Here is a 26,767-nt window from a genome sequence, read left to right as displayed (position 1 = left end):
TTCTGGATGTTGTTAGCGTCACCATCTTGTCCTAGAGGTTCCCATGAACTTGGCAGTTCCTGCATTCGGTCTTTCCACTAACTGGTCTGGTAATGGCAATGGTTCCAACTCTGAAGAAGAGTCGGTGCTTTACCAGCGGTTAAAGATGGTGGAGGAATTGTGGGAAAGGGTGCTCCAAAGCGAATGTGGCCAGGAATTGGTGGATTTGCTGACGGAATTAAGGCTTCAGGGTACCCATGAGGCGATCACCAGCGAAATTTCCGAAGAAGTCATCATGGGTATTACCCAGCGCATTGAGCATTTAGAACTCAATGATGCCATCCGGGCGGCTCGGGCCTTTGCCCTATATTTCCAGTTGATCAACATCGTTGAACAGCACTACGAACAAAACGAGCAACAACGGAATCGTTGGGAAGCTTCCCAGGAAACCAACTTCTATGAGCAGGCGGGCAATGAGGAAGAAATGGTCCCCCCATCCCGATTAGGCGCGTCAACGGAACCATTGCCAGTGGGCATTGACCAGAATGAATTGCAAGCTTCTGTAGGTACGTTCCATTGGTTAATGAGGGAGCTAAAACGCCTCAATGTGCCCCCCCAACATATCCAAAATTTATTGGATCATCTGGACATTCGCCTGGTGATCACCGCTCACCCCACGGAAATTGTCCGTCACACCATCCGGCGCAAACAAAGAAGGGTGGACCGCATTCTTCGTAAACTAGATCAACTCCAGGGTTCTGTGACCGGTCGGGACTGGCTCAACACCTGGGATGCAAAAACGGCGATCGCCCAATTAACGGAGGAAATTCGCTTTTGGTGGCGTACCGACGAACTTCATCAGTTCAAACCCACTGTGTTGGACGAAGTGGACTATTCCCTCCATTATTTTGATGAAGTACTGTTCGACGCTGTACCGGAATTGTCCAAACGGTTAGGACAAGCTATTAAAGAAACCTTTCCCCATCTGCGGGCCCCCCGGGCTAATTTTTGTTATTTTGGCTCCTGGGTCGGTGGCGATCGGGACGGCAACCCTTCGGTAACCCCAGAAGTGACCTGGCAGACGGCCTGTTACCAGCGGGGTTTAGTGCTGGGGAAATATTTGTTTAGTTTGGGGGAACTGGTGGCCATTCTTAGCCCTTCCCTCCATTGGTGCAAAGTCTCCCAGGAATTGTTGGACTCTTTGGAACGGGACCGCATTCAATTACCGGAAATTTACGAAGAACTTTCTCTCCGCTATCGCCAGGAACCCTATCGGATGAAGCTGGCCTACGTTACCAAACGGCTGGAAAACACCCTGCGGCGTAATAATCGTCTAGCCAACCCAGAAGAACGGCAAACGATGATCACCATGCCGGCCGAAAATCACTATCGCACTGGGGAAGAATTATTAGAGGAATTAAGACTCATTCAGCGTAATCTGACCGAAACTGGTTTAACCTGCCTGGAGTTGGAAAATTTGATTACCCAGTTGGAAGTCTATGGCTTTAACCTAGCCCAGTTGGATTTTCGCCAGGAATCTTCCCGCCACGCCGAGGCGATCGCCGAAATTGCTGAGTATATGGGGGTACTCACCACTCCCTACGAAGAAATGGCCGAAGAAGATAAATTAGCCTGGTTAGGGGTAGAACTGCAAACCCGCCGTCCTTTAATTCCCCAGGAAATGCCCTTTTCGGAGCGGACTAGGGAAACCATTGAAACCCTCCGCACCCTGCGCCATCTACAAATGGAATTTGGGGTGGATATTTGCCAAACCTACATCATCAGCATGACCAACGATGCCAGTGATGTGTTGGAAGTATTGCTGTTAGCCAAGGAAGCCGGATTGTATGACCCGGCCACCGCCTCCAATTCCCTCCGCATTGTGCCCCTGTTTGAAACAGTAGAAGATCTCAAAAACGCTCCGGGGATTATGGATTCTCTTTTCAGCTTGCCTTTTTACCGGGCTACATTGGCGGGCAGTTACCATTCCTTAAAAGAGTTGCAAAATCAGCCACCGGATTATTACCAAATTCCCACCACCACAGCCCTACTAAATCCCGGCAATCTCCAGGAAATTATGGTGGGCTATTCCGACAGCAATAAAGACTCCGGCTTTTTGAGCAGTAACTGGGAAATTCATAAGGCCCAAAAATCACTGCAGGCAGTGGCCCAAAGCCATCGGGTAATTCTCCGGCTGTTCCACGGTCGAGGAGGATCTGTTGGCCGGGGGGGCGGCCCGGCCTATAAAGCCATTTTGGCCCAGCCCGCAGGCACCGTGGACGGTCGGATCAAAATTACCGAACAAGGGGAAGTGTTAGCTTCTAAATATTCCCTGCCAGAGTTGGCCCTCTACAACCTGGAAACTTTAACCACGGCGGTCATCCAAGCTAGTTTACTTAAAAGTAGTTTTGATTTCATTGAGCCCTGGAACCGGATTATGGAGGAGTTGGCCTGCACTGCCCGTCGAGCCTACCGGAGTTTGATTTACGAAGAACCGGACTTTTTAGATTTCTTCCTGACGGTTACCCCCATTCCTGAAATTAGCGAGTTACAGATTAGTTCCCGCCCTGCCCGACGTAAGGGGGGTAAAGCGGATCTCAGCAGTTTGCGGGCCATTCCCTGGGTGTTCAGTTGGACCCAAACCCGTTTCCTGCTGCCGGCTTGGTATGGGGTGGGCACGGCGTTGAAATCCTTTGTGGACCAAGACCCGGTCAAAAATATGAAGTTGTTGCGTTACTTCTATTTCAAATGGCCTTTCTTCAACATGGTGATCTCGAAGGTGGAAATGACCCTTTCCAAGGTGGACCTCACCATCGCTTCCCACTATGTGCAAGAGCTATCTAAGCCAGAAGACCGGGAACGATTCGATCGCCTTTTTCAGCAGATCAAGCAAGAGTATCAATTAACCAGGGACTTTGCCATGGAAATTACGGCCCATCCCCACCTCCTGGACGGCGATCGCTCTTTGCAACGGTCGGTACTCCTACGAAATCGTACTATTGTTCCCCTGGGGCTACTGCAGATTTCCCTGCTGAAACGTTTACGCCAAGTAACCCAGGAAGCGGAGACCAGCGGCGTGCGTTACCGTCGTTATTCCAAAGAAGAACTACTGCGGGGAGCTCTGTTAACCATTAACGGTATTGCGGCCGGAATGCGTAATACTGGTTGATCCAGTGATATGGTGCCTAATATTGGGTAAGGACCTGCCCTTGCCTAGACCCTGCTTACTGTGACGAAAAATTATCCCATACCATTGCCAATGTCCTGACCATGGAGAAAATTCGCATTGCCTTAATTGAAGATGAAGATTTGATTCGCCAAGGTTTGCAGGATGCTTTGACCATGGAACCCAGTTTTGAGTGGGTGGGGGAAGCCGCCAATGGCCGGTTGGGATTGGTGATGATGCAACAAACACGGCCCGATGTGGTAATCATCGATATTGGCCTGCCCGACATGAACGGCATTGATGTCACCCAACAGTTGAAAAAAGGCCCGCTCAATTGCCAATGTCGGGTAGTGATTTTGACCCTCAATGACCAAGAAGAAACAGTATTGGCCGCCTTCAGTGCTGGAGCCGATGCCTATTGCATGAAAGATAGCCGCACTGAATTGTTAATTGAAGCGATTCAAGCCACCCATGGTGGTTTTGCCTGGATTGATCCGGCGATCGCCAGAATAGTTTTGGCCCATGCCCCAGGGGCGGAGCCATCGGAACCATCTTCCCCCAGCCGCACCTCTTTGTCCTATGGGTTGACGGAACGGGAGCTGGAGGTTCTGCAGTTGATTGTGGACGGTTGTAGTAATGCCGACATTGCGGAAAAACTCTATATCACCGTGGGCACAGTTAAGACCCATGTACGGAATATCCTCAACAAGCTCTGCGCCAATGACCGCACCCAGGCGGCGGTGAGGGCCATCCGCTCCGGATTAGTTAATTAGGGTTACTGACACTGCTAGTGACGCTCTGGCCCCAAGGGGAAATGGGAGTTTTTACCCTAATGCTTGGTTTGGTCAGAAACAGTGGAGATTTTGGACCTAAGCCTATCTCCGCCGACCAGAACCGGGCATAACCGTGCGCCAATTGGTTTTAGCAAGCTTCAACTGCTCTGGGGATACTTTGGCTGAACCCAAATCCGCCCCGGAGAAATTGGCCCCCTGGAGATTGGCGTATTTAAAATTAACACCGTTGAGATTTGCTCCCCGTAGATCTGCCCCCCGCAGGTCAGCATAGCCAAAGTAGGCATCGCTCAAATTAGCCCCTTTGAAGATGACATTTTTCAAGCGGGCCTTGCCAAAGTCTGCCCTAGTGAGCTCCGCTTGCTCAAAATTAGCATTGGTCAGATTAGCCTGATAACAATTAATCCCCGGCACAAACGCCTTAGCTAACACTATGCCCACTAAATTCTGATCGGCAAAATCCCTTTTACCCTGGGCATACTCCGCCAAAAAAGTTTTGCCATTCCAACGTTTAGTCTCCGGTTGGTTGGCGATCGCCTGCTTTTCTTCTTCCCGACGGGAAAAGGGTTTTGGGTTAACCATGTTGTAGTCAATCCCCCCTGCCCCAACAGAGCCTCCATCCGCCATATTGGAGGCAGGACGTACCCTGGTGGTCGGAGACTCAATATTGCTGGTAGCCCTATCCCTGGGACTTTGCCTCGGTTTAGCTGTGCGGGTTTTAATGCCAGTATTCAGGCTAGTGGAACTAGGGTCCCTGGGCTGGACATTGGTGTTAAATCGGGTGGATGGGTCGCCATAGTCTGGAGAAGAACTATTCCCCATGCGGATACCCGTGGCCGGCTCGTCCCCAGCTCCTGTTAGGGTAGTAAAGGGGGTAGAAACCATGCCCTGCATCATGCCATCCTCATAGGTGGGCATCTCCAGGGCATCCAGCACCTGTTGGGCACTCTTGTAACGGTGGCGCACAGAAAGTTCCAACATTTTGCGGATCACTTCAGCAAATTTGCTGGAAACTGTCACATGTTTTTCCCAGTCCATCTCCCCGGTTTGGCTATTGCAATCAATCTCCTTGGGGGTCTTACCAGTTAGTAAATACAAACAAGTTACCCCGGTGGCATAAATATCACTGGCGTAAACTGGCCGCATGGCCATCTGTTCCGGGGGAGCAAAGCCGGCGGTGCCCACCGCAAAGGCCGTTAAGGCCGTTTGGGCAGAGGTGTTGGAAGAGAGGACCGAATCAATTTGATTTTTCACTGCGCCAAAATCGATCAGCACTAATTTCTGGTCTGTTTGCCGCCTAATGAGGTTGGCAGGCTTAATATCCCGATGAATAACCTTTTGGGAATGGATATAGTCAAGGATAGGTAATATTTCTGTTAAAAATTGCTTGACACTCCCCTCGGTAAAAGTGCCATTTTTTTTCACTTCTTGGTGCAAATTATGCCCCTTAACATACTCTTGCACTAAATAAAACTGGTGATCGTCCTCAAAATAATCCAGTAAACGGGGCACTTGGGGATGATTGCCCACCCGACCCAGGGTCTGGGCTTCCCGCTCAAACAGTTCCTTGGCCATACGGAACACATTGGGATCATCGGTTTGGGGCCGTAACTGCTTCACCACACAAATGGGAGTCCCCGGCAGTGCCACGTCCGCTGCGGCAAAGGTGGCCCCAAATCCCCCTTTTCCTAATAAACCCAAGGTTTGGTAACGGCCGTTGAGGCGCAGACTATTCCCACAGGCCTGGCATACCTGCACATTATTGGGGTTTTTCGGATGGGGACAATTGGGATTAACGCAAAAACTCATTCCGGTTCACCAGATGGTGTGATGTAAGACTAACCTATTAACCTATGCTGTATTAAATTCGTTAAATTTTCCGAGGGTTGATGGGATGGGGAAGGCCACTCTATTTTAGGCTAGTTAGTGGGAAACTTTGGTTCATTGAGCTTCCAGAGCTATAAATTTGTTCCGAAAGTTGTAAACATGACCCGGAGTGGCCTGGGGTAATGCCTTCAGCGATACAATAGATGCCGCTGACGCCATCGCAAACTAAGCAAGCATTAATACAAATCAGTAGAAAAGGAAACCCATGCGCATCTCTGTCAACTGGCTGCAATCCCTGGTTGAACTTAATTTGTCTCCAGAAGAGCTTGGGGAATTGCTAACGATCGCCGGTTTGGAAGTGGAAGAAATTGAAGACCGTCGGAGCTGGGCAGCGGGGGTGGTGCTGGGGCGAGTAATTTCCCGGGAAAAACACCCCAATGCCGATAAATTAAGCGTTTGCGTGGTGGATATTGGGACAGAGGAGCCTTCTACCATCGTCTGTGGTGCTGCCAATGTCAGGGCAGATATTTTGGTACCGGTGGCCACCCTGGGCAGTTACTTACCCAAAGTAGATCTAAAAATTAAACCCGCCAAGTTAAGGGGGGTAAAATCTTCCGGCATGATTTGTTCCCTAGCGGAATTGGGTCTGAGTAAGGAGTCTGAAGGTATTCATATTTTTCCAGACTTGGACTTGCCCTCGGGTAGTCCTGTGGGGCCCCTACTCGGTTTAGACGATGTCATTCTAGAAATTAGCCCCACCGCCAACCGGGCCGATGCCCTCAGTATGGTGGGGGTAGCCAGGGAAGTGGCCGCCCTCACTGGAGGTAAGCTGAGCCTACCGGAGATAAAAGCGGTATCGGTATCCGACCAGGATTTGCCCATCAGTGTGACGGAACCCCAGGCTTGTCCTACCTATGTGGGCACAGTAATACGGGGAGTCAAAGTGGGTCCTTCCCCGGATTGGTTACAACAAAGACTGTTAGCGGCGGGAACTAGGCCCATCAACAACGTGGTGGACGTGACCAATTACGTGCTGTTGGAATGGGGTCAGCCCTTGCACAGCTTTGACCAGGATAAATTGCAAACCCTAGTTGGCCCAGAAGGGTTTGCCCTGGGGGTACGCTTTGCTGAGGAAGGGGAAAAGTTAATTACCCTGGATGACCAGGAACGGACTTTGCAACCCCAAAATTTATTGGTTACTGCCAACGACCAACCAGTGGCGATCGCCGGGGTGATGGGGGGAGCCGCTACAGAGGTGGATGAAAATACCCAAAATATTGTGCTGGAAACCGCCCTATTTGATGGGGTCACCATCCGCAAATCCAGTAAGGCCATTAATCTCCGCAGTGAATCTTCCACCCGCTATGAACGGGGCGTGAACCGGTGTGAATTGGAAGTCGCTTTGCACCGGGCGATCGCCCTAATGACGGAATTGGCCGGGGGCACCGTAGTCCGCCAAGGTAAAGCCGATCAGCGGCAAGACCGAGGGGAAGCGATAATTAATCTGCGTTTGGAACGCTTGCAACAATTGCTGGGTAAAGTAAACACCCCCACCGGCATCGGTAATATTACCGCTGAAGATGTGGAAAGAATTTTGACCGATCTGGGTTGTGGATTAACCCGACAATCAGACAGTGACACTCCGGTGTGGGCTGTGACAGTACCCTCCTACCGTCAACGGGATATTGAACGGGAAATTGACCTAATTGAGGAAGTAGCCCGACTGTACGGCTATGACCACTTCTGTGAGCAGTTACCCTCCAATACCATTGCCGGTGGTTTATCCCCCTCCTATCAAGCTGAGTTAGCCCTACGGGAAGCCTGTCGAGGAGTAGGTTTAACCGAGGTAGTTCATTACTCCTTAGTGAAACCCCACGGGTCTGAAGTGATGCTGGCTAACCCCCTCTTTGCGGAATATTCCGCTCTCCGCACCAATTTACTCGATGGTTTGATTACCGCCTTTGCCAACAACCAGGCCCAAAATAATGGGGCTTTGAATGCCTTTGAAGTGGGTCGGGTCTTTTGGCAGAACGAAGGAGACATCGGTGAGGCGGACCACCTGGCGGGCATTTGCGGCGGATCCCAGATTACCGAAGGCACCTGGCCCCAGGGTGGTAAACCCCAACCCATGAGCTGGTACGATGCCAAAGGTTTATTAGAGGCCATCTTTCAGCGTTTGGGGGCAACCGTCACCTACAGCGGCGATCACCAAGATCCCCGCCTCCATCCCGGTCGCACCGCCCTGTTGAGCTGTAACGGAACAGTGTTAGGACGCTTTGGGCAACTCCATCCCCAATTACGCCGGGAAAAAGGTCTGATTGATGAGGTTTACGCCTTTGAAATCACCCTAACCCCCCTATACCAAGCCATGGAAACCCAAATTCTGGGTACTCCCGATTTCCGTCCTTATTCCCCTTACCCAGCGGTGGCCAGGGATTTAGCCCTCTATGCTCCCCTGGAACTAACCGTGGCGGAACTGACCCAAGCCATGGTTAAAGCGGGCGGCGATTTACTCGAGCAGGTGGAACTATTTGATGAATACCGGGGGCAATCCGTCCCCGCCGGACAACGGAGTCTCGCCTTTAGTTTGGCCTACCGGGTCGGCGATCGAACCCTCACCGATGCCGATGTGGAACCCCTACATAATCAAATTCGTGAAGCTTTGACCAAACAATTTGCCGTTAGTTTACGCAGTTAGAGGTCGAGGAAAAAGTTATCGGACAACTCGTAAATCTTGGCAATGTCTAGCAAAAAGTTTAGGCATTGTTCCGGGTCCATGGCACTGGGCCGTAGGGTGGTGAAGCCGGAATATTTCAATACCAAAGTCTTAACCTGTTCCGTTGACAAATCATTCACCGTGATCGCTTGCATAGACCAAACCTCGAAGTTTCTTCTTCTGATCGGCATACACTCAATGATCTGGGGGCTGTGGTGGCGTTCATCTTGCACAATCCGGTGGTAGGTTTCATTAACCTGTTCACACTCTCCTTCCAATACCTGCAGAAAAGCCGGCTTGCTGTAGCAGAGCAGTCCGGTAATGCCATTGGCCGGATTATTTCTTTGGGAAGATTCTAAGATATCTTTTAAATCCTGGGGTTGTAAATTGGGAATGCCCTGACTGCTGTAAATCAAACGGTACAAACTCATTTTTGTGCGTAGCTTTTAGCTACTTTGTAATTTTAGGATTAATAATATGGTGGGTTGCTATCTGGATTAGAATCAAGGAAAACAGTACCTGGGAACAGAAATCGCTCCTTTGAAACTGTCTTTTCATCACGCAGAAAAGCCGTCAGGAGTTGGTTTTATTGGTGGGAAGGAGTTTTGCCACCCGATCGAGTAATTCTTCTGGAACAAAAGGCTCACTTAAGTACCCAGAAGCTTGACAAAGTTTGATACGAATACCGCTGATCAAATTGTCACCTTTCCCCAATAGTAGGATCGGCACATCTTTAAGTTGATTGGACTTACGGCAAAACGAACAGAGTTGATAACCGTTCATGTCCGGCAAGTCAGTATTTATGATAATCAGATTGGGGGGAGAATTCAACAACACCGTTAAAGCCCGAAAGGGATCATCCAGTACTAAGGCTCGATAGCCTTCTTTTTCCAAAGAATAGGTCATCATGCGCTGCTGGACTTCCCTATGGTCAACATAAGCCACCAAAGGGCGGTCATCCGTTTGAATTTCTTGATAAGGCAGCATCTTGATTTCGCCAGTCTTGACCATGGGCTGTAGCATTAATGCCAACTCCAAAGTACTGATTTCCAAATGCCCGGCAATTTCATATAAGCAATTTAGATTTTCCAAGCAAGTGTGGAAGCGTTTTAGCCAATGTTGGCCATGGAGGTTATTTTTCACCAAATTTTGGCGCAGACTAAGCCAGTTTTCCACTAGGGGTCGCTGGAAAGGCGAGTTAATATAGGACCTCAATTCCCACCAATAGCGAATTTTATGTTTGATGGGGGTAATAGTTTTTTCTAACTCTAAATTCAAAAATAGTTCGCTCAGTTCTTTTTCTTGATTAAAACGATAGGATGTTTTAGGTAAGGAAAGTACCTGAACTAAGGCTTCTTGGCTAGCTTGGGTCAGAATCGAGCGGGTTTGCTGAAAGGAAAAAACATCCCTTTTCCAGAGCCCGGAAAGAAAAATATAATCGTCAGCAATTCTTGATGGCAGTTCAATGCCCTTCTGACGAAGGGTGCTACCAATCAGATAATTAAGTCTTTCGGAACAACCATTGGCGCTGTTGGCCAAGTGAATACGACCATCCCCCAAATAAACTTGCCAATAAACAAATTCGTCAAAGGGGTTTTGTACCACAAGTTTGCCGCTGGCTTTTTGGTTGACGAGGGAATAGAGGAGTTGGGCCGGAATCGCCTGCCGAGTTTGGATATTACCTGGGGAAGAAGTGGACAAAACTGAATTGCTCATTATGGTGCTTGAACAGTGGATGGAAATTTAGAAGGTTGGATTTAGTTAATTAGCGGAGCAATTGGCTGATTATTTAATGGTATTGTGTATTGCTGGATTTTGAAGATTTAGACTATTTTGACTAATTTCCCCGGCCTTAGAGACGGCATTGACCTGGAATCAAAAGTGGAGTTTATGGAGTATTTAAATATTAAAAACATACTAACAACAAATCAAAAACGGATTCTTTAAACTGTAGCTAGGCAGCGAGTTTCCAGAAAGGATGATGTGCGAAAAAAAGCAGTAGTATCTTGATCAGTTAGAGGGCGACTGAAAAGGTAGCCTTGGCCATAGTCGCAATCCATGGATTTGAGCATGGCTAATTGTTCTACACTCTCCACGCCTTCGGCAACAATTTTTAGATCTAGACGATGACCTAGTTCGATAATGCTTTGGAGAATTACCTGATTTTTTTCCCTAGTCAAAAGGTCATCTAAGAACGACTTATCAATTTTTAAAGTCTGGAGAGGTAAATCCTTGAGATAGGAGAGGGAAGAATAGCCGACACCAAAATCATCAATGGCGATTTGTATGCCCATTTCATTTAGTTGATTGAGGCGATTAATGGTTTCCCCTGGTTCATAGAGCATAAGACTTTCTGTCACTTCCAGGGTAATTTGCTGGTAACTTATTTGAGTCTGAGCAACAATACTTTCTATCTCGCTTACTAAGTTCGCTTCCTGTAATTGACGTAGGGATAAATTGACCGATAACTTGAAAGGAGGAATGCCTTGGGAAAGCCAGCGTTGGTATTGAAGGCAGCTTTGTTGTAGTACCCAGTAGCCCATGGGGACAATTAATCCGGTTTGTTCGGCAATGGGAATAAACTCGGCAGGGGAGATAAAGCCTAGGCGGGGGTGGTGCCAACGAATGAGGGTTTCGACCCCCAATAAAGCTCCTGTTTTGATATCAATCTGGGGTTGGTAATGGAGGTGAAATTTTTTTTGCTCCAGGCAATGGGCCATTTCCCAGGCCAGGTTTTGAATTGGGTCATTAAATTGGGGAGAGTTGGGAACTTTACTAACTCCACGGAGAAACAAGGAATTGTTACTAAAATTTGGGATAGGTAAATTACGAAACCATTTTGACAAATTGTCCAACATTGCATGTAGTGAGGAAACAAAATCTAGGGAGGAGTTAGGAAACCAATGGCGGATTTTTTCACCATGGTAAAGCGAGGAATTCATGACATTTGTTCGTTCCAAAAAAGAGAAATTATTGATTTTTAAATAAACGCAATTAAGTTATTCTAAGCAAACGCTAAGCTTAGATGCCAAGTTTGGAGACAATTTGACTGTGCTTATATTTTTTTTACATTAATAAATCCTAACCTAGTCCAGGGAAAAAATTCAATGATCCTCCCGGACTAGTTAGCCCCTGAAATATAGCTTTGCCGCTGAAATTAACTGCCTTGGGGATGGAAAGCTTGGGCAATGGGCATGCGCCAACCACTGCCAAAGGCTCGATCTGTGACTTTCAGTCCCGGGGCGGCCTGACGACGTTTGAACTCTGACTTTTGCACTAGTTGGCAAATTTTTAGTACGACTTCCCGCTCAAAGCCTGCGTTGATGATTTCCTGGGGAGACTGATGTTTTTCGACTAATCTCCCAAGAATGCCGTCCAAGACATCGTAGGGGGGAAGGGAGTCGGTGTCTACTTGCCCTGGTTTGAGTTCGGCGCTGGGCGGTTTAGTCAGAACGCTGGGGGGAATGATGGTTTGTTCCCGGTTGAGCCAGCGGCATAGTTCAAATACTTGGGTTTTGGGGACGTCGGCGATCGCCGCTAGGCCACCGTTCATGTCCCCGTAGAGGGTGCAGTAACCCACCGCTAATTCCGATTTATTGCCAGTGCTGAGGAGTAGATGGCCAAATTTATTGGCGATCGCCATCAGGAGGTTGCCCCGGATGCGGGACTGGAGATTTTCTTCGGCAAGGCCAAAGGGGGCATCTTGAAAAAGGGGTACTAGGGCCTGGTCATAGGTGGCCATAATCGGCCCAATGGGAATAGTTTGGGTATTCATACCTAAATTCTTTGCCAAGGCCAAGGCATCCTGAATAGAATGGTCAGAACTGTAGGGAGAAGGCATCAAAATTCCCAGCACATTTTCTTTGCCCAAAGCTTCCACAGCAATGGCCGCCACTAGGGAAGAGTCAATGCCGCCGCTCAGACCTAAAATTGCCTTACTAAAACCGCATTTGTGGAGGTAGTCTCCCACCCCCAACACCAGAGCTTGCCACAATTCTTCGGTATCCACCATAGGTAAACTAGCTAACTTTTGCCCAGTTAACTCCCCACTACTTAAGTCATAACTTAACAGGGCTAAGTCTTCTTGAAATAACGGTGATCGCCCAATAATTTTGCCTTGGCTATTGACAGCAAAACTACCCCCATCAAAAATGAGATCATCATTGCCCCCCACTTGGTTAACATAAATCAAAGGCACATTAAATCTCTTGGCACTGTGGCTAATCAAGGATTCTCGCAGGTAATGCTTGCCACAACTGTAGGGAGAAGCTGATAGGTTAACAACTAAATTCACGCCCTGATCAATCAAATCCATGAGGGGGTTAACTTGATAAAATTTTTGTCCCCAAAAAGCCTCGTCATTCCACAAATCTTCACAAATAGTCACACCAATTTTGACGTTTTTATAGATAAAATATTCACTCTTGGCAGCCGAGGCAAAATAACGGTCTTCATCAAATACGTCATAGGTGGGTAGGAGACATTTATGAAACCACTGCTTTATCTGTCCTTGTTCAATTAATACTGCACTATTCCAAAGTTTTTTTTGTCCTTGGCGTTCTGCCTGGTGGTGGGGAGTAACAGTGCCCACTAAAATTGCTATAGAAGGAGGCATTTTTTCCGCCAGCCATTGTAACTCTTCTTCCAGTTGTTCGACAAAACTTGGATTAAGTAACAAATCCTTGGGGGGATAACCACAGAGGGCTAATTCCGGCGTTAATAGTAAATCAGCTCCCCTTGCCTGGGCTTGCAGGGCTGCCGTGACAATTTTTTCGGCATTCTCGGCGATCGCCCCAATGGTGGGATTAAGCTGGGCAAGGGCAATGGTAAACATAGTCAGAGGGGTATTATGGTAATTATTACTTTAATCCACCGGAGCCAATTCAGACAAACACTAGGGGTTTATCCCGGAGTGGCGCAAAGGCCCGGGCATCAAAACGAAAAAGACTAGCGGGACGACCTACTCCTTTGCTGATTTTTTGGCCGGTGTCCTTGAGAAAACCTAATTTTAATAAGCGGGAGCGAAAATTAGAATAATCGGCAAAATCTTCCCCTAAAACCGTGGTGTAGAGTTGAAATAAATCATTTAAAGTAAACAATTCTGGCAACACTTCAAAGGCAATGGGGCTGTATTCCAATTTATTACGGAGCCGCTGATAGCCATAGTCAAGGATTTGATTGTGGTCAAAAGCTAAGGTCGGAATGGCCGCCACATTATGCCAACTGACCTGACTCAGATTTTTGCTCATTAACTGGGCATCTTCGTAGCGGATGAGGGCGAAATAGCTGACGGATAGATACCTGACCCCATACTGATCCGGTGCTTCCCTGGGGTCTCGACCAGGGTTACCAAATGTATATAATTGTTCTAAATAAAGATTTTTGACGGCAATCTTTTCTGATAAAATCCGGTGGGCGGCCCCCTCTAGGGTTTCCCCCATTCTCACTAAGGTGCCGGGAAAACTCCAATAATTTTGATAGGGCTGATCTTCTCGTTTAACTAGTAAGACCAATAAACGATGTAAGTGGGTATCGACGGAAAAAATAACGTTATCCACACCCACTTTAAAGTCAGCTAAATGGTTTTGTCGAGGCTGGCCCATCGGATTCATCAATAATTTATTTGACCTATATGCGTCTATATTCACCGCTCTAATTTTGGCTGACACTGGGGACAAAAGTGGGCCGATCGCCCTCCCAATTTAATTTTGGCGATCACTGTACCACAATGACGACAGGGTTCTCCTTCCCGACCATAGACCTGGGCCATACCGCCATAATTACCATTGATACCAGTCACCTGGCGATAATCGCTGAAACTAGTGCCTCCAGCCTCAATGGCCGCTGTTAAAGTGGCTTGAATTTGTTGATGTATCAGTTCACAGTCCTGCAAACTCACCTGATTACTCGCCATGGTGGGATGGAAGCCGCAAAAAAATAAGACTTCATCGGCATAAATATTACCCAAGCCTGCCACCAACCGTTGATCCAGCAGGGCATTTTTTAAAGGGCGGCGACTGGATTTCAGCTTTTCGTAGAGATATTCCGCCGTAAAATCCGCCCCAAAGGGTTCTGGCCCCAACTGTCCCAGCCCCGTCATTACTTCAGCCCAAGGGCGATCGCCTGGTAGGAGCCAGACTTTGCCAAAGGTGCGGGTATCCACAAAACGTAACTCCCACCCGCCCTCAAAGTGGAGCACCACCCTAGTGTGTCGTGGTCTCTGCTGATCCCGTTCTGTCCAGAGTAACTGCCCTGTCATACGTAAATGGCATCCCAACCATCCCGCCGGCCCTGGGGCTTGATTGCTTCTAAGTTCCCCCAGCAAATACTTTCCCCGCCGTTGCCAGCCCACCAAACGACAACCGGTAATTTGCTTCTGAAAATCCTCAACAGAAACGGGGTAGGCAAGACTGCGATCAAGCAACACTTCCCCTCCCCCGATGGTCTGCTCCAGGGTCAAACGATTGAGCCCCCGGCATACTGTTTCAACTTCTGGTAGTTCTGGCACAGTTCAACAATGCAAATTTAGTCCACAGTCAAGACTATTTTGCCGCCGCTTGCACCAATTCCAATTCATTTTCGGCAAAGTTGTTGGTGTTTACCCCGGAAGCACTACCGCTGAAACCGTTGTAGTTCACCCGGTCGAAGCGCACAATCACCGGATAGAGAATGCCGCTTTTCTCCACACTAGCAACCGTGCCAACATCACCGTACCAGTAGGACTCAGTGCGTTTGATTCTAACTTTGTCACCACGATTTAAGGCCATGATTTAATTCCTTAGATAATTGCGATTTGTAAAAAACTATCCCGTTTGCTGGTGTCCCGAGGAAGCCCCAGGCAACAACCCAGCCCACTTAACGCCAAATTCTACCAGCTTTATTCTGCGTCCTCCCCCTCCCCCCGACTTTCCCAAAACAATTCTTTACATATCCCTGCTCCTGGGAGTGGTTCTAGGGAAAAGAGCTTGACCCAATTCCCCTTTCTGGATCATATGGATAGATAATAGAAGCACAATCGACAGTTATGAATAATCTTAAAATTTCCTGGGGTTTCTAGATTTTCTTTAAATCTTATTTTCCTTAAATTTTCCGTAATCTCTTCTTAAAGTTGCTCCCCTACTCCCAAAAACTTGATTCAAGTCCTTTTTACCGCCGCCTAGTATGGAATTTGACTTCATTACTGCTGCTCACTTGAGGGCACAACTGAGTTTGGCGATCGCCTGATATTCTGCCGCCCAGAAAACTCCCCTAACAAAAAAATCATGGTGAGCAAAGAGACATGAGGTAGGAAAATAATGGAGAAAGGTCAGAATTATCTACAACATCATTTTTTAAGCGCAACCCATGCCCAAAATTTTGATAATTGAAGACCAACTAGAGGTTAGGCAGAATATAGAGGACATTCTCTCCCTGGAAGACTACGAAGTTATTTCTGCCCCCGATGGTGAAACTGGTCTGGCTTTGGCGAAGCAACATCTGCCGGACTTAATTCTCTGTGATGTGATGATGCCCAGGGTGACGGGATTTGAAGTATTGATGTCCCTACGCCAGGACCCCAACTTGGCGGTTATTCCTTTTATTCTTTTAACAGCAAAGGCAGACCACCACGCATTCCGCCAGGGCATGGAATTGGGGGCAGATGATTATTTAACCAAACCCTTCACCATCGATGAACTGCTCCATGCCATCACCACCCGTTTGGACCGCCATTATCAGCGCCAGGCCATGGTGGAAAGCCGCCTGGATAATCTGCGCCAACAAGTTACCCGTTCCCTGCCCCATGAATTATTGACCCCCCTAAACGGGATTTTGGGGACGTCCCAGTTGCTGATTAATTTCTATGATTCCCTCTCCCACAATGAAGTGATGGAATCGTTGCATGACATCAAAACCTCTGGGGAGAGACTCCATCGTTTGGTGGAGAATTTTTTGTTGATGGCAGATTTGGACCTACTCTTGGCCAGCCCCACCCGCCTGGAGGTGTGGCAATCCCGGTTGAGTCAATACACCGAACTGCCATTGAGCTTGGCTCTGGTGTTGGAGAATTTGGGACAGAATCAACCCCGCCGTCAGGATGTGGAAATGATGATTGTGCCCCAGCGGGTCCAGGTGGCGGAGCCAGATTTTCAGAAAATTGTTCAAGAATTGCTGGACAATGCTTTTAAGTTTTCACTACCTGGTACCCTGGTGCAACTGGAAGCCGTGGCTAAAAATGGCACCTGTCACTTGACCATCCGAGACCATGGTAGGGGCATGGCCAAAGAAGAATTAAATTCCATCGGTGCCCATGTACAGTTCCGGCGTCACGAATTTGAGCAACAGGGTTCTGGGCTGGGGTTGACCTTAGCTCAACGACTGACGGAACTCTACGGTGGAAAATTGGCGATCGCCAGTGTCCCCGGGGAAGGCACCACCATTACTATCCAGGGCTGGGAATCAGACTCCATTTAAGACTCCAAGGGCAATAGTACTGAAATCGAAATCCCTAATGTTTTTTGGTTTTTCCTAGCAGCACCACCACAATATGCCCCCACCTTAATCCTGGGTTATTTTTAAGTTATTGCTCCACTCCCTCCAGTTGATGGCAAAATTGCTTGCCGGTATTTGTAATGTAATTCACTGATGGATAGCACCCCCCACCGTAAGTCCGATCATATCCGCATTGTCCTAGAAGAAGATGTGGTGGGCAAAGGCATTTCCACCGGCTTTGAAAGATTGATGCTGGAACACTGCGCTCTTCCTGCGGTGGATCTGGATGCAGTGGATTTGGGACTGACCCTCTGGGGTAAATCCTTGACTTACCCTTGGTTGATCAGCAGTATGACCGGCGGCACGCCAGAGGCCAAGCAAATTAATCTATTTTTAGCCGAGGTGGCCCAGGCTTTGGGCATCGCCATGGGTTTGGGTTCCCAACGGGCCGCCATTGAAAATCCTGATTTAGCCTTCACCTATCAAGTCCGCTCCGTCGCCCCAGATATTTTACTTTTTGCCAACCTGGGATTAGTGCAATTAAATTACGGTTACGGTTTGGAGCAAGCCCAGCGGGCGGTGGATATGATTGAAGCCGATGCGCTGATTTTGCATCTCAATCCCCTCCAGGAAGCGGTGCAACCCGATGGCGATCGCCTGTGGTCGGGACTCTGGTCTAAGTTAGAAGCTTTAGTAGAGGCTTTGGAAGTGCCGGTAATTGTCAAAGAAGTGGGCAATGGCATTAGCGGTCCGGTGGCCAAAAGATTGCAGGAATGTGGGGTCGGGGCGATCGATGTGGCTGGAGCTGGGGGCACCAGTTGGAGTGAAGTGGAAGCCCATCGACAAACCGATCGCCAAGCGAAGGAAGTGGCCCATAACTTTGCCGATTGGGGATTACCCACAGCCTGGAGTTTGCAACAGGTAGTGCAAAATACTGAGCAGATCCTGGTTTTCGCCAGCGGCGGCATTCGTTCCGGCATTGACGGGGCCAAGGCGATCGCCCTGGGGGCCACCCTGGTGGGTAGTGCGGCACCGGTATTAGCAGAAGCGAAAATCAACGCCCAAAGGGTTTATGACCATTACCAGGCACGGCTAAGGGAACTGCAAATCGCCGCCTTTTGTTGTGATGCCGCCAATCTGACCCAACTGGCCCAAGTCCCCCTTTGGGACAGACAATCGGGACAAAGGTTAACTAAACCTTAAGGGACATTTTGCTCTGGTTGACGATACAGTGAAGCTTGGACTGGTTGACCCCGATAGCTGCGGAGTAGGGCATCAAGCCACAGTTTTCCTTTAATAATCCCCCCATGAAATGGCATAAAGAGAGCAAAGTATTACTACAAGGAGTACATCATCCCCTCGGTTTAACCTACCTGGAACAGATGCGGAGCTGTGGGACCAAGCTGGTGGCGGGGGTAAGTCCAGGCCATGGGGGAGAACTAATTGGGGATTTGCCGGTATTTGATTTGGTGGATTTAGCCGTTAAAACCGTCGGCCCCGTGGACATTAGCTTAATTCTCAATCCCCCCTACCGAGTTTTGGATGCGGCCCTAGAGGCGATCGCCGCAGGCATTCGTCAACTAGTAATTGTGTCCGCTGGAGTCCCCCCCCTGGATATGATTACTCTCCTGCGGGAAGCCCAAGCTACCCACACCCTGATCCTTGGTTCCGGTAGTCAAGGCATTATGATCCCCCAACAGTTTTCCGTCGGCACCCTCGACCCCAATTGCTATCTACCCGGGCCCATCGGCATTATTAGCCACTGCGATCGCCTCACCGACGACATAGCCCAAACCTTAAGCGCCGCTGGCTTGGGACAATCCATGGTGATCAGTCTAGGCACCGACGGCCTCAATGGTTCCAACTTTGAGCAATGGCTCCAGGTGCTAGAAGAAGACGAACAAACGGCAACTATTTTATTGCTGGGGCAACCCAACAGTAACGGGGAAATGCGGGCGGCGGATTATGTGGCCTCGGCCATTGAAAAACCAGTGGTGGCCTATTTGGCAGGACGGGGCGCAAAAATCAAACGACACTTTGGCGATTCCCTCACCATTGTGGCCAACCAACTGTCCCATAAACGTCCCCTTCTAACCAGCGTTGAGCAAACGGTACAAGCCTTTGAGAACGCTAACATTCCGGTGGCGGAAGCCCCCTGGGAGCTACCCATTTTTTTGCCCCTAGCCATGGAAAGTCGCCATTTGGGCACTGATTAGGGCAAAGATGATGGAGATAGATTCTGCTTTCCCGCCAGCGGTCACCATGGGGTTAGTTACTCCTCCAAGCTTTCAGCTATGCTTATTGGAGTAGTGAGAAGAATCTTGATAGACTGGCGGGTGAGTTATGCCAACTTGTGTGATTGAGTTTGAGGAAAATTGTTGATGAAAGCCATGATTTTGGCCGCCGGCAAGGGCACTCGGGTCAGACCAATCACCCACACCATTCCTAAGCCGATGATCCCGATTTTGCAAAAGCCCGTGATGGAGTTTTTGCTGGAGTTGTTGCGCCAACATGGTTTTGACCAGATCATGGTCAATGTGAGCCATCTAGCGGAGGAGATAGAAAGTTATTTTCGGGATGGCCAAAGGTTTGGCGTACAAATAGCCTATTCTTTTGAAGGCAATATTGTTGATGGTGACCTGGTGGGCAAGGCCTTGGGATCAGCCGGGGGGCTGAAGAAAATTCAGGAGTTTAACCCCTTTTTTGACGACACCTTTGTGGTGCTTTGCGGTGATGCGCTAATTGATTTAGACTTAACCACTGCGGTTAAGCTCCACCGAGAAAAAGGGGCGATCGCCACCATTATCACCAAGACAGTGCCCCAGGAATTGGTATCTAGCTATGGGGTAGTGGTCACGGACGACAACGGCAAAATTTTAACTTTCCAGGAAAAGCCAGCGGTGGAAGAAGCCCTGAGCACAGAAATTAACACGGGCATTTATATTTTTGAGCCGGAAGTAATCGACTACATTCCCTCTGGCCAGGAATACGACCTGGGAGGGGATCTATTTCCCAAGCTGGTGGATAGCGGCCTACCCTTTTATGCAGTCAATATGGACTTTGAGTGGGTAGACATTGGCAAAGTGCCCGACTATTGGCAGGCCATCCGGGGAGTGCTTTCCCGGGAAATTAAAAATGTGCAAATTCCCGGCATTGAAGTTAGACCGGGGGTTTATACAGGCATCAACGTAGCCGCTAACTGGGACAACATTGAAATTGAGGGTCCAGTTTACATTGGCGGCATGACCCGCATTGAGGACGGGGTAAAAATCATCGGCCCTTCCATGATTGGCCCCAGTTGCCTGATCTGTCAGGGAGCGGTGGTGGACAACAGTGTAATTTTTGAGTATTCCCGTTTAGGTCCCGGGGCTCGCTTAGTGGATAAGTTGGTGTTTGGTCGTTACTGTGTAGATAAAACCGGAGCGGCGATCGATGTGCAGGCAGCGGCGTTGGACTGGCTCATCACCGATGCTCGCCATGCCGCTGTGCAATACCGCCAAGAATACCCATCCCAAAGGGAAATTTCCAAGCTTCTCCAGCCGGAATAATCACAGAAGAGAACTGGGGGAAATTGTTTTTCTCCGGTTGCAGATTTTGATTAGACAAGGGGAAAAGAAACAGAAAACCTAGCTAAGCAGGTCTAATTTTTGCAAGGACAACTGGGCCGCCTGGGACACCTGGGGGTGCTCATCCTTGACCATGAAAGTCAAAGCAGAACGACTCTGGTCGCAGGGCAAATTTCCCAGGGCCTCCACTAATCTTTGGCGAATTAACCAGTCCTCATGGGATGCAAAGGCCAAAATCGCATCTACTGCATCCACGGCACCAATTTCCCCCAGGGCCGCGATCGCCGCTTGTTGTACCACTGCTTCGTCACTTTTCAGTGCTTCCAGCAAGACCGTTTGAGCCCGAATATCTTTTAAATTGCCCAGGGCCACCGCCGCACTGAACCGCACCAGCCATTCCGTATCTTCGTAAAAAGCCCGGCAGAGGGGATGGAAAGCCCGTTCGTCTTCTAGATAACCCAGGGCCCCCGCGGCATCGGCCCGGATGCCATAGTCTCCATCGGTTTCCAACAGCTTAACCAGAATGGGATAGCATTCCTCGGTTTGCTTAATGCCCAGGGCAAACACCGCCATGGAACGCACCTGTAAAGTATCGTCATCTAAAACTTTTTTAATCAGGGGCACCGCCTCCTCACTGGAATAGGGTCTCAGGGAAGCTAGGGCAATCAGGCGATCGCGGGAATTGGGGCTGTCGAGTTGGCTGGCAATTTGTTCGAGGGTCAGGGCTGTCATGGCTGGGTTTCTGAGAATTTCTTCTGCCATTGTAACAAAACTTTATAAAGCTATCCTGGTACTTCTCACCGGCGATCGGTCGGTAAACCCCCCACGGACAAATTCTCCCCGGGCAACATAATCCCGTAAACTTTCTTAATATAGTTTGTCCCCTGAGGACAGGAGGAAATTGCAGTGACCATTACCTTTGTTAAAGAGCAGAAGGATATTGTTGTGGCCCAGGGTGCCAACCTACGGGAAAAGGCCCTGCAGAATGGCGTTGATATTTATACCTTGAAAGGAAAACTGATGAACTGCGGAGGCTACGGCCAATGTGGCACTTGCATCGTGGAAATCACAGCGGGTATGGAAAATCTTTCCCCGAAAACCGACTTTGAAAATAGGGTATTGCGCAAAAAGCCCGACAATTTCCGTCTCGCCTGTCAAACCTTGGTCAATGGGCCGGTGAGTGTGAACACCAAACCCAAAGGCTAGGGGCGATCACCGGAGGCCAAGGGCTGGATAAGGGCTAGATATGATGTCATTCAACATCCGGAGGTAAGATCATCAACTACTTTAGTCGGACCACTAGTTGATGATGGTCTCTTTGGAATCCCCAGGGTGGAGACGGCTGGATTTTTGTTCTTCCCCTGGCCCAGTAGGGGAACTATCTTGTTGAGCTAGTTCCTGTTCCAGGGTACTGAGTTCAGACTGAAGCCTAATCTGTATTTTGGGGCCGGAACTGGCTAAGCGTAGAACCATGCCATCCTTGAGGACAAGCTTTTCCACCATTTCCGCTTCCATATAGGTGCCATTAGCTCCCAAGTTAATGGCGACCCAAGCTTCCTCTTCCCGTCGGAGTTCTAGATGATGCCGGGATACTACAGCACTATAAAGTACAACATCGTTATCCGCCGCCCGACCCACACGGATGGTTTGTTCCGATTCAAAGGTCCAGCTCTGGACAGCAACGCTTTTACCCGGGAGAAGGAGGGTGAGGGTGATGGCGGCCATTCAAGTTATGCGTGCATTTGATTAATCGTTTCCCATTGTACGGTCTGTCCTGCTTTTGCACCTAGGTAATTCTGGTGGAGGCGATCGCCCCAGAGTCCTCTTAAAACCACGCCAATGGCAGTCAAGGAAATCAAGCTGGGGCCACAGCACAGATTTTGCCAGCGCCATGTTTTGGTAATATGGGAAGCCTAACTATCATGCCCAATAACTCCGGCATTGATAACAATTACCGACAAATTAACCCTAGAAAATTACCTGACTGCGTTTAGCGAAGGGGAGGATTGACCGCGATGGATAATAAGCAAATGTTGATGATTCCGGGGCCAACTCCCGTACCAGAAAAAGTTTTGTTGGCCATGGCGAAACATCCCATTGGCCACCGCAGTGGTGACTTTAGCAAAATCATCGCTGAGCTGACGGCAAACCTCAAATGGTTACATCAAACTGAAAACGACGTGTTGATGCTGACTACCAGTGGCACGGGGGCTATGGAAGCGAGCATTATCAACTTCCTCAGCCCTGGCGATCGGGTATTGGTGGGCAATAACGGTAAATTTGGCGATCGTTGGGTCAAGGTGGCCAAAACCTTCGGTTTAGCAGTAGAAGAAATTAAAGCCGAATGGGGCAAAGCGTTGGACCCCAATGACTTCAAAACCTTGTTGGAAGCGGACAGCGATAAAACTATTAAAGCTCTGATCATCACCCATTCCGAGACTTCCACCGGAGTCTTGAATGACTTGGCCGCCATCAATGCCGCCGCTAAGGCCCATGGTGGGGCGTTAATGATTGTGGATGCCGTAACCAGTTTGGGCGCTACCCCCGTGGCGATCGATGATTTGGGCCTGGACGTGGTGGCATCCGGTTCTCAAAAGGGTTATATGATTCCCCCTGGATTGGGATTTGTTTCCGTAAGTGCCAAAGCTTGGCAAGCCTACGAAACCGCCACTATTCCTCGCTTCTACCTGGATTTGAAAAAATATAAAAAATCCACCGATGAAGATAGCTCCCCCTTCACCCCCCCCATCAACCTAATGTATGGGTTGCAAGCGTCTCTGCAAATGATGAAAGCGGAAGGCCTAGATGCTATTTTTACCCGCCATCAACGCCACACCAATGCGACCCGGGGGGCCATGAAAGCGTTGAATTTACCCCTATTTGCCCCCGATAATGCGGCAAGTAATGCCATTACCGCCGTTGCGCCCCTGGGAGTGGAAGCGGAAAAAATTCGCAGTACCATGCGCAAAAAATTCGACATTGCCATGGCCGGTGGGCAGGATCACCTGAAAGGAAAAATCTTCCGCATTGGGCACCTGGGTTTTGTTTGTGACCGGGATATCCTCAGTTGCATCGGGGCCTTGGAAGCCACTTTGATTGAACTAGGTTATGAGGGCGTGACCCCTGGATCTGGAGTGGCCGCCGCCGCTGGGGTTTTGGCTAAAGGTTAATCACCTGACAAAGTCTTAAACCAGCAATATTAACAACGGCGATCTCCAAATATCGTCACAGAGGGGGGTAAACCAGGGAATGAACAATTCTGACCTTGGATTTATCTCCTCTTTTTTTGTGACTGTATTTGGCCAGTGGGATTAACTAGAGTCATGTTCACCGAGCCGGTTTTCAAAAGAACTAATAGGGTGAAAGCATTTGGACGTAGGGCTTAGATTTTTATTCAGGAGAGTTCCAAGAAAGTAATGAGAGGTGCCAGTCCTGCAGTAGTTCTATGTTACCATTGACCCTGAATTTGGCAAATATTGCCATGGTGATATCAACCATGTGGGCTGACCTGGATACAACTTTCGTGCGGCGATGAAATCTAGCAAACCAATGGCGATTATCTGAGTTGTTTCTCTCAATTCCTACTGTTTCTCTTTTGCTAATTATATGAAACGCATCGGGATGTTCATCCAGCAGTGGTTGATAGGGCTTCTAGTCATCTGATGTAGTACATAGTTGCTTTTTGGTGGCGGCCGTGGAGATATCCCTCTTTCATCAATCTAGGCAGAAGAAGAATAGAATGTATTCCATGAATTTAGCAAATACTTTAATCGATCTAGCTTATCAACCTTGTTGTAAAATTTAGTTAATTCATCCAAAACATGAGCAAATGGAAATACTTTTAACCACTTTTTGATAAGATTTATTGCATTAAATACAGAGATCACTAATCGTAGGTTGTTTAGCCATTTTTCTTTATCCCATTTTTCATGCTTTTGATGATACTTTGACGTTGAATTTAGAGTCGGATTAAAATTCTCATCATAAAAACAAATCATACAATATGCACACATCACTAATTCCCACCATTTTTGAATTTGCTCATAATGAGTTACCCTAAAATCTGCCCATCCTAATTCACTTTTGCATTGCTTAAATCCATATTCTATCCATGACCTTACTCCATATATTCTGCCAACTTCTTTATATTTAATATCTGGTATTCGAGTCATTACAAACCATCCTGCTTTTTCCTCCTCTTTTTCTGTTTCTGTTTTAATTTCCCAATATCTTATTGCGCTTTTTTGCCATAAACTATTTCTCTGATATACCTATCTTCCTGTTTTCTATCCCATCTTATGTGTTCAAACCTCCTCCACTTATTTGCCCTTACTTTAGCTTCCTTTGGAAGCCAGACCCCATGATTACTCCGGATTCCCACTGCATATTCTATTTTTAATTCCTCTACAGCACTGATAAAATTGCTATGGCTTTCTCCATATAAGCTATCTGACACTACTCTTTTTATTTTAAAACCACTTTCTTCTAGTTCTTTTATTATCTCTACTGCTAATTCCGGCTTTGTTTTATACTTATCTCCCTCTTTTAATCTTTCTTTTGGTTTAAATACTTTTGATTCTAGAGGAAACGTTACTCCATCGCAGTAACCATAGGCATTTACTGACACTATACCGCTTTCTATTTTTCCTAAATTTTCAATATATTGTCTTTTTACATAATCTGTTGTTTTCCCTTTTTTGGGGTCTCCTGTTTCATCTATTATTACAGAAGTGTTGAACGATAGTGATAAAGAGAAAAAAAGCTCTTTAAAATGATAGAATAAAGGGCAGAAATATTAGAATAATTGAAGCGATGATATCAAATTTTGGACATATTGTCAAAACTTATCTATCTAATTTTCCTAAAGATGACTACCCAGTATTAGACACATTTAAGTTTGTGAGTATCTGGTTAGGATTAGTGTTAGACCAGAGCCAGACAAGCATGAGGAGTATGTTTAAAAGACTGAACTTACGAGGAGAGACAGTCGATATATCTACATTCTCAAAGGCAAGCAAAAAAAGGGATGTGGGAGTTTTTAGAGAAATAATATTTTCCTTAAAAAAGGAATTGTCGAAAAGGAAGGAAATTAAGCAGGGAGAATTAGAAATATTTCCTCTCGATTCAACCATTGTCAGCATAACTAGTAAGTTGATGTGGAACCTTGGATTTCATCAGGTAAAAGTATTCAGTGGGATTAACTTATCAACAGGGATTCCGGGGGGAATAGTAATTCACTTTGGACAAGGTCATGATAATAAATATGGGAATGAAACAATAGAAGAGACTCCAGAAAATGGAGTAGCAGTAATGGATAGAGGATTTTGTGACTTACAGAGAATCAAGAGATTACAAAAGGAGAATAACAAATATCATGTATTAAGAATAAAGAATAATATAAAGCTAGAAAAATTAGCCAATGATAACTATATGGTTGGAACTGAAAAGAATAAAATAGAGAGTAGAGTGGTAATATTCACCCATGATAATTCAGAGTTTAGATTGGTTACAAATTTACCTATAGAAAGTAAAGAAATAGAAGGAGTTAGTGATGAAAAAATAGCAGAAATTTATAAAAAAAGATGGCAAATAGAATTGTTATGGAAATTCTTAAAAATGCACTTAAAGCTGAATAGACTGATTGCCAAAAATGAGAATGCAATTGGGATTCAAATCTATACCTATATAATTGCTTATTTAATACTAAAATTACTGGTAATCCCAAAAGAAGCAGGTACAACAATGTTAGACAAACTATGTTATTTACAGGCTTTCATGTGTGAAAAAATAAGCTATGTACACTGGCTAAGGGAGTTAGCACTAAGGTGATGAATTTGCTTTGCTGTAGGATTATTCTGTCTATTTTTAGGTCGTACATAAGTGCCATTCAACGATTCTGCTATTATTACTATTATTTCTCTTCCTTCTAAAACTTCTAAGATAATATTTAATCTTCTTTTTTCTAATTCTTTTAATTCCCAAGGAGAATCTGTCATAAAATGCAGTAGTCCCTGTTCATTTTTCAATCCTAGTGATGATGCTATTGCAGGTAAACTCTTTCTTTTTATATCACTTAATATTCCCACAATGATATATTTAAATGACTCATAAGACCTCACTTCTAGAAATATATCTTTATACAGTTCACTATATGTGTCTACACACTGTACTGTCTTTTTCGCCTCTCTTGTCTTTGTCATTCTCCCTCCGCGCTTTTCAGCCTTTTATCTCCATTTTAATTCCCTCAGTCTGA

General features: G+C 47.3%; 23 protein-coding genes and 1 pseudogene. 10 read left to right on the top strand and 14 right to left on the bottom strand.

What is annotated here, in order from left to right:
- Nucleotides 1-43 precede the first annotated feature (43 nt).
- Nucleotides 44-3,148, top strand: a complete 3,105-nt coding sequence (gene ppc, locus C7I86_RS09490) for a phosphoenolpyruvate carboxylase (RefSeq protein WP_010873013.1) — start codon at nucleotides 44-46, stop codon at nucleotides 3,146-3,148.
- Between the two features lie 101 nt (nucleotides 3,149-3,249).
- Entirely contained in the window at nucleotides 3,250-3,918 is a 669-nt protein-coding gene (locus tag C7I86_RS09485) for a response regulator transcription factor (protein ID WP_010873012.1), read from the top strand.
- 102 nt (nucleotides 3,919-4,020) lie between these two features.
- Here the strand turns inward: C7I86_RS09485 and C7I86_RS09480 are convergent, their stop codons facing one another.
- A complete protein-coding gene (locus C7I86_RS09480; protein WP_010873011.1) occupies nucleotides 4,021-5,745 on the bottom strand; it encodes a serine/threonine-protein kinase in 1,725 nt (574 codons plus the stop codon).
- 283 nt (nucleotides 5,746-6,028) lie between these two features.
- On the opposite strand from C7I86_RS09480, the gene pheT reads away from it, so the two are divergent.
- Entirely contained in the window at nucleotides 6,029-8,461 is a 2,433-nt protein-coding gene (gene pheT / locus C7I86_RS09475) for a phenylalanine--tRNA ligase subunit beta (RefSeq protein ID WP_010873010.1), read from the top strand.
- Here the strand turns inward: pheT and C7I86_RS09470 are convergent.
- From C7I86_RS09470 to C7I86_RS09440, 7 genes are all read right to left on the bottom strand, one after another.
- The gene (locus C7I86_RS09470) at nucleotides 8,458-8,910 is read right to left on the bottom strand and encodes a BLUF domain-containing protein (RefSeq protein ID WP_010873009.1); all 453 of its coding nucleotides are present in this window, start codon (nucleotides 8,908-8,910) and stop codon (nucleotides 8,458-8,460) included. The two genes, pheT and C7I86_RS09470, sit on opposite strands and share 4 nt — an antisense overlap.
- 142 nt (nucleotides 8,911-9,052) lie before the next feature.
- Nucleotides 9,053-10,195 carry a response regulator gene (locus C7I86_RS09465; RefSeq protein ID WP_010873008.1) on the bottom strand — a complete coding sequence of 381 codons (1,143 nt, stop codon included), beginning with the start codon at nucleotides 10,193-10,195 and terminating at the stop codon, nucleotides 9,053-9,055.
- 227 nt (nucleotides 10,196-10,422) lie between these two features.
- Nucleotides 10,423-11,274, bottom strand: a complete 852-nt coding sequence (locus tag C7I86_RS09460; protein ID WP_231848029.1) for a bifunctional diguanylate cyclase/phosphodiesterase — start codon at nucleotides 11,272-11,274, stop codon at nucleotides 10,423-10,425.
- 362 nt (nucleotides 11,275-11,636) lie between these two features.
- A complete protein-coding gene (locus tag C7I86_RS09455) occupies nucleotides 11,637-13,313 on the bottom strand; it encodes an NAD+ synthase (RefSeq protein ID WP_010873006.1) in 1,677 nt (558 codons plus the stop codon).
- Nucleotides 13,314-13,362: 49 nt separating this feature from the next.
- A complete protein-coding gene (locus C7I86_RS09450; protein WP_020862300.1) occupies nucleotides 13,363-14,091 on the bottom strand; it encodes an NUDIX domain-containing protein in 729 nt (242 codons plus the stop codon).
- Nucleotides 14,092-14,123: 32 nt separating this feature from the next.
- Nucleotides 14,124-14,987 carry a DNA-formamidopyrimidine glycosylase gene (locus C7I86_RS09445; RefSeq protein ID WP_010873004.1) on the bottom strand — a complete coding sequence of 288 codons (864 nt, stop codon included), beginning with the start codon at nucleotides 14,985-14,987 and terminating at the stop codon, nucleotides 14,124-14,126.
- 34 nt (nucleotides 14,988-15,021) lie between these two features.
- Nucleotides 15,022-15,246, bottom strand: a complete 225-nt coding sequence (locus C7I86_RS09440) for a photosystem I reaction center subunit IV (RefSeq protein ID WP_010873003.1) — start codon at nucleotides 15,244-15,246, stop codon at nucleotides 15,022-15,024.
- A gap of 577 nt (nucleotides 15,247-15,823) precedes the next feature.
- Here C7I86_RS09440 and C7I86_RS09435 point away from each other — a divergent pair.
- From C7I86_RS09435 to C7I86_RS09420, 4 genes are all read left to right on the top strand, one after another.
- Complete coding sequence (locus C7I86_RS09435; RefSeq protein WP_010873002.1) at nucleotides 15,824-16,930, top strand: hybrid sensor histidine kinase/response regulator; 1,107 nt, start codon at nucleotides 15,824-15,826, stop codon at nucleotides 16,928-16,930.
- A 171-nt stretch (nucleotides 16,931-17,101) separates the two neighbouring features.
- Nucleotides 17,102-18,151, top strand: coding sequence for a type 2 isopentenyl-diphosphate Delta-isomerase (fni, locus tag C7I86_RS09430; protein ID WP_010873001.1), 1,050 nt, complete (start codon nucleotides 17,102-17,104; stop codon nucleotides 18,149-18,151).
- A gap of 104 nt (nucleotides 18,152-18,255) precedes the next feature.
- Nucleotides 18,256-19,164 carry a CoA-binding protein gene (locus C7I86_RS09425; protein ID WP_010873000.1) on the top strand — a complete coding sequence of 303 codons (909 nt, stop codon included), beginning with the start codon at nucleotides 18,256-18,258 and terminating at the stop codon, nucleotides 19,162-19,164.
- Between the two features lie 165 nt (nucleotides 19,165-19,329).
- Nucleotides 19,330-20,496, top strand: a complete 1,167-nt coding sequence (locus C7I86_RS09420) for a sugar phosphate nucleotidyltransferase (RefSeq protein ID WP_010872999.1) — start codon at nucleotides 19,330-19,332, stop codon at nucleotides 20,494-20,496.
- Nucleotides 20,497-20,574: 78 nt separating this feature from the next.
- On the opposite strand, the gene C7I86_RS09415 is transcribed toward C7I86_RS09420, so the two are convergent.
- Nucleotides 20,575-21,276 carry a HEAT repeat domain-containing protein gene (locus C7I86_RS09415; protein WP_010872998.1) on the bottom strand — a complete coding sequence of 234 codons (702 nt, stop codon included), beginning with the start codon at nucleotides 21,274-21,276 and terminating at the stop codon, nucleotides 20,575-20,577.
- Between the two features lie 144 nt (nucleotides 21,277-21,420).
- Here C7I86_RS09415 and C7I86_RS09410 point away from each other — a divergent pair, with 144 nt between their 5' ends.
- On the top strand, nucleotides 21,421-21,720 hold the full coding sequence (locus tag C7I86_RS09410; RefSeq protein ID WP_010872997.1) for a 2Fe-2S iron-sulfur cluster-binding protein: 300 nt from the start codon (nucleotides 21,421-21,423) through the stop codon (nucleotides 21,718-21,720).
- Nucleotides 21,721-21,813: 93 nt separating this feature from the next.
- Here the strand turns inward: C7I86_RS09410 and C7I86_RS09405 are convergent, their stop codons facing one another.
- A complete protein-coding gene (locus C7I86_RS09405; RefSeq protein WP_010872996.1) occupies nucleotides 21,814-22,239 on the bottom strand; it encodes an FHA domain-containing protein in 426 nt (141 codons plus the stop codon).
- 290 nt (nucleotides 22,240-22,529) lie between these two features.
- On the opposite strand from C7I86_RS09405, the gene C7I86_RS09400 reads away from it, so the two are divergent.
- Nucleotides 22,530-23,684 (top strand): alanine--glyoxylate aminotransferase family protein, encoded by a 1,155-nt coding sequence (locus tag C7I86_RS09400; protein WP_010872995.1) that lies wholly within the window; start codon nucleotides 22,530-22,532, stop codon nucleotides 23,682-23,684.
- A gap of 220 nt (nucleotides 23,685-23,904) precedes the next feature.
- Here the strand turns inward: C7I86_RS09400 and C7I86_RS09395 are convergent.
- The 3 genes and pseudogenes from C7I86_RS09395 to C7I86_RS09385 all read right to left on the bottom strand — a co-directional run.
- Nucleotides 23,905-24,165: pseudogene (locus tag C7I86_RS09395) on the bottom strand (IS1 family transposase); the annotation flags it as partial.
- Nucleotides 24,166-24,233: 68 nt separating this feature from the next.
- Nucleotides 24,234-24,686 (bottom strand): transposase, encoded by a 453-nt coding sequence (locus tag C7I86_RS09390; protein ID WP_010872994.1) that lies wholly within the window; start codon nucleotides 24,684-24,686, stop codon nucleotides 24,234-24,236.
- 59 nt (nucleotides 24,687-24,745) lie between these two features.
- Nucleotides 24,746-25,234, bottom strand: a complete 489-nt coding sequence (locus C7I86_RS09385) for an IS701 family transposase (RefSeq protein WP_071822654.1) — start codon at nucleotides 25,232-25,234, stop codon at nucleotides 24,746-24,748.
- A 92-nt stretch (nucleotides 25,235-25,326) separates the two neighbouring features.
- Between C7I86_RS09385 and C7I86_RS09380 the strand changes: the two genes are divergently transcribed.
- Entirely contained in the window at nucleotides 25,327-26,343 is a 1,017-nt protein-coding gene (locus C7I86_RS09380) for an IS4-like element IS4Sa family transposase (protein ID WP_010872992.1), read from the top strand.
- On the opposite strand, the gene C7I86_RS09375 is transcribed toward C7I86_RS09380, so the two are convergent.
- Nucleotides 26,307-26,714: a transposase gene (locus C7I86_RS09375; RefSeq protein ID WP_010872991.1), complete on the bottom strand. Its 408-nt coding sequence runs from the start codon at nucleotides 26,712-26,714 to the stop codon at nucleotides 26,307-26,309. The two genes, C7I86_RS09380 and C7I86_RS09375, sit on opposite strands and share 37 nt — an antisense overlap.
- Between the last annotated feature and the right edge of the window lie 53 nt (nucleotides 26,715-26,767).

It is taken from the genome of Synechocystis sp. IPPAS B-1465 (assembly GCF_003015225.1).
Taxonomy (GTDB): domain Bacteria; phylum Cyanobacteriota; class Cyanobacteriia; order Cyanobacteriales; family Microcystaceae; genus Synechocystis.
Note: the sequence above shows the minus strand (reverse complement) of the source record. Positions and strands in the feature narration are given on the sequence as shown.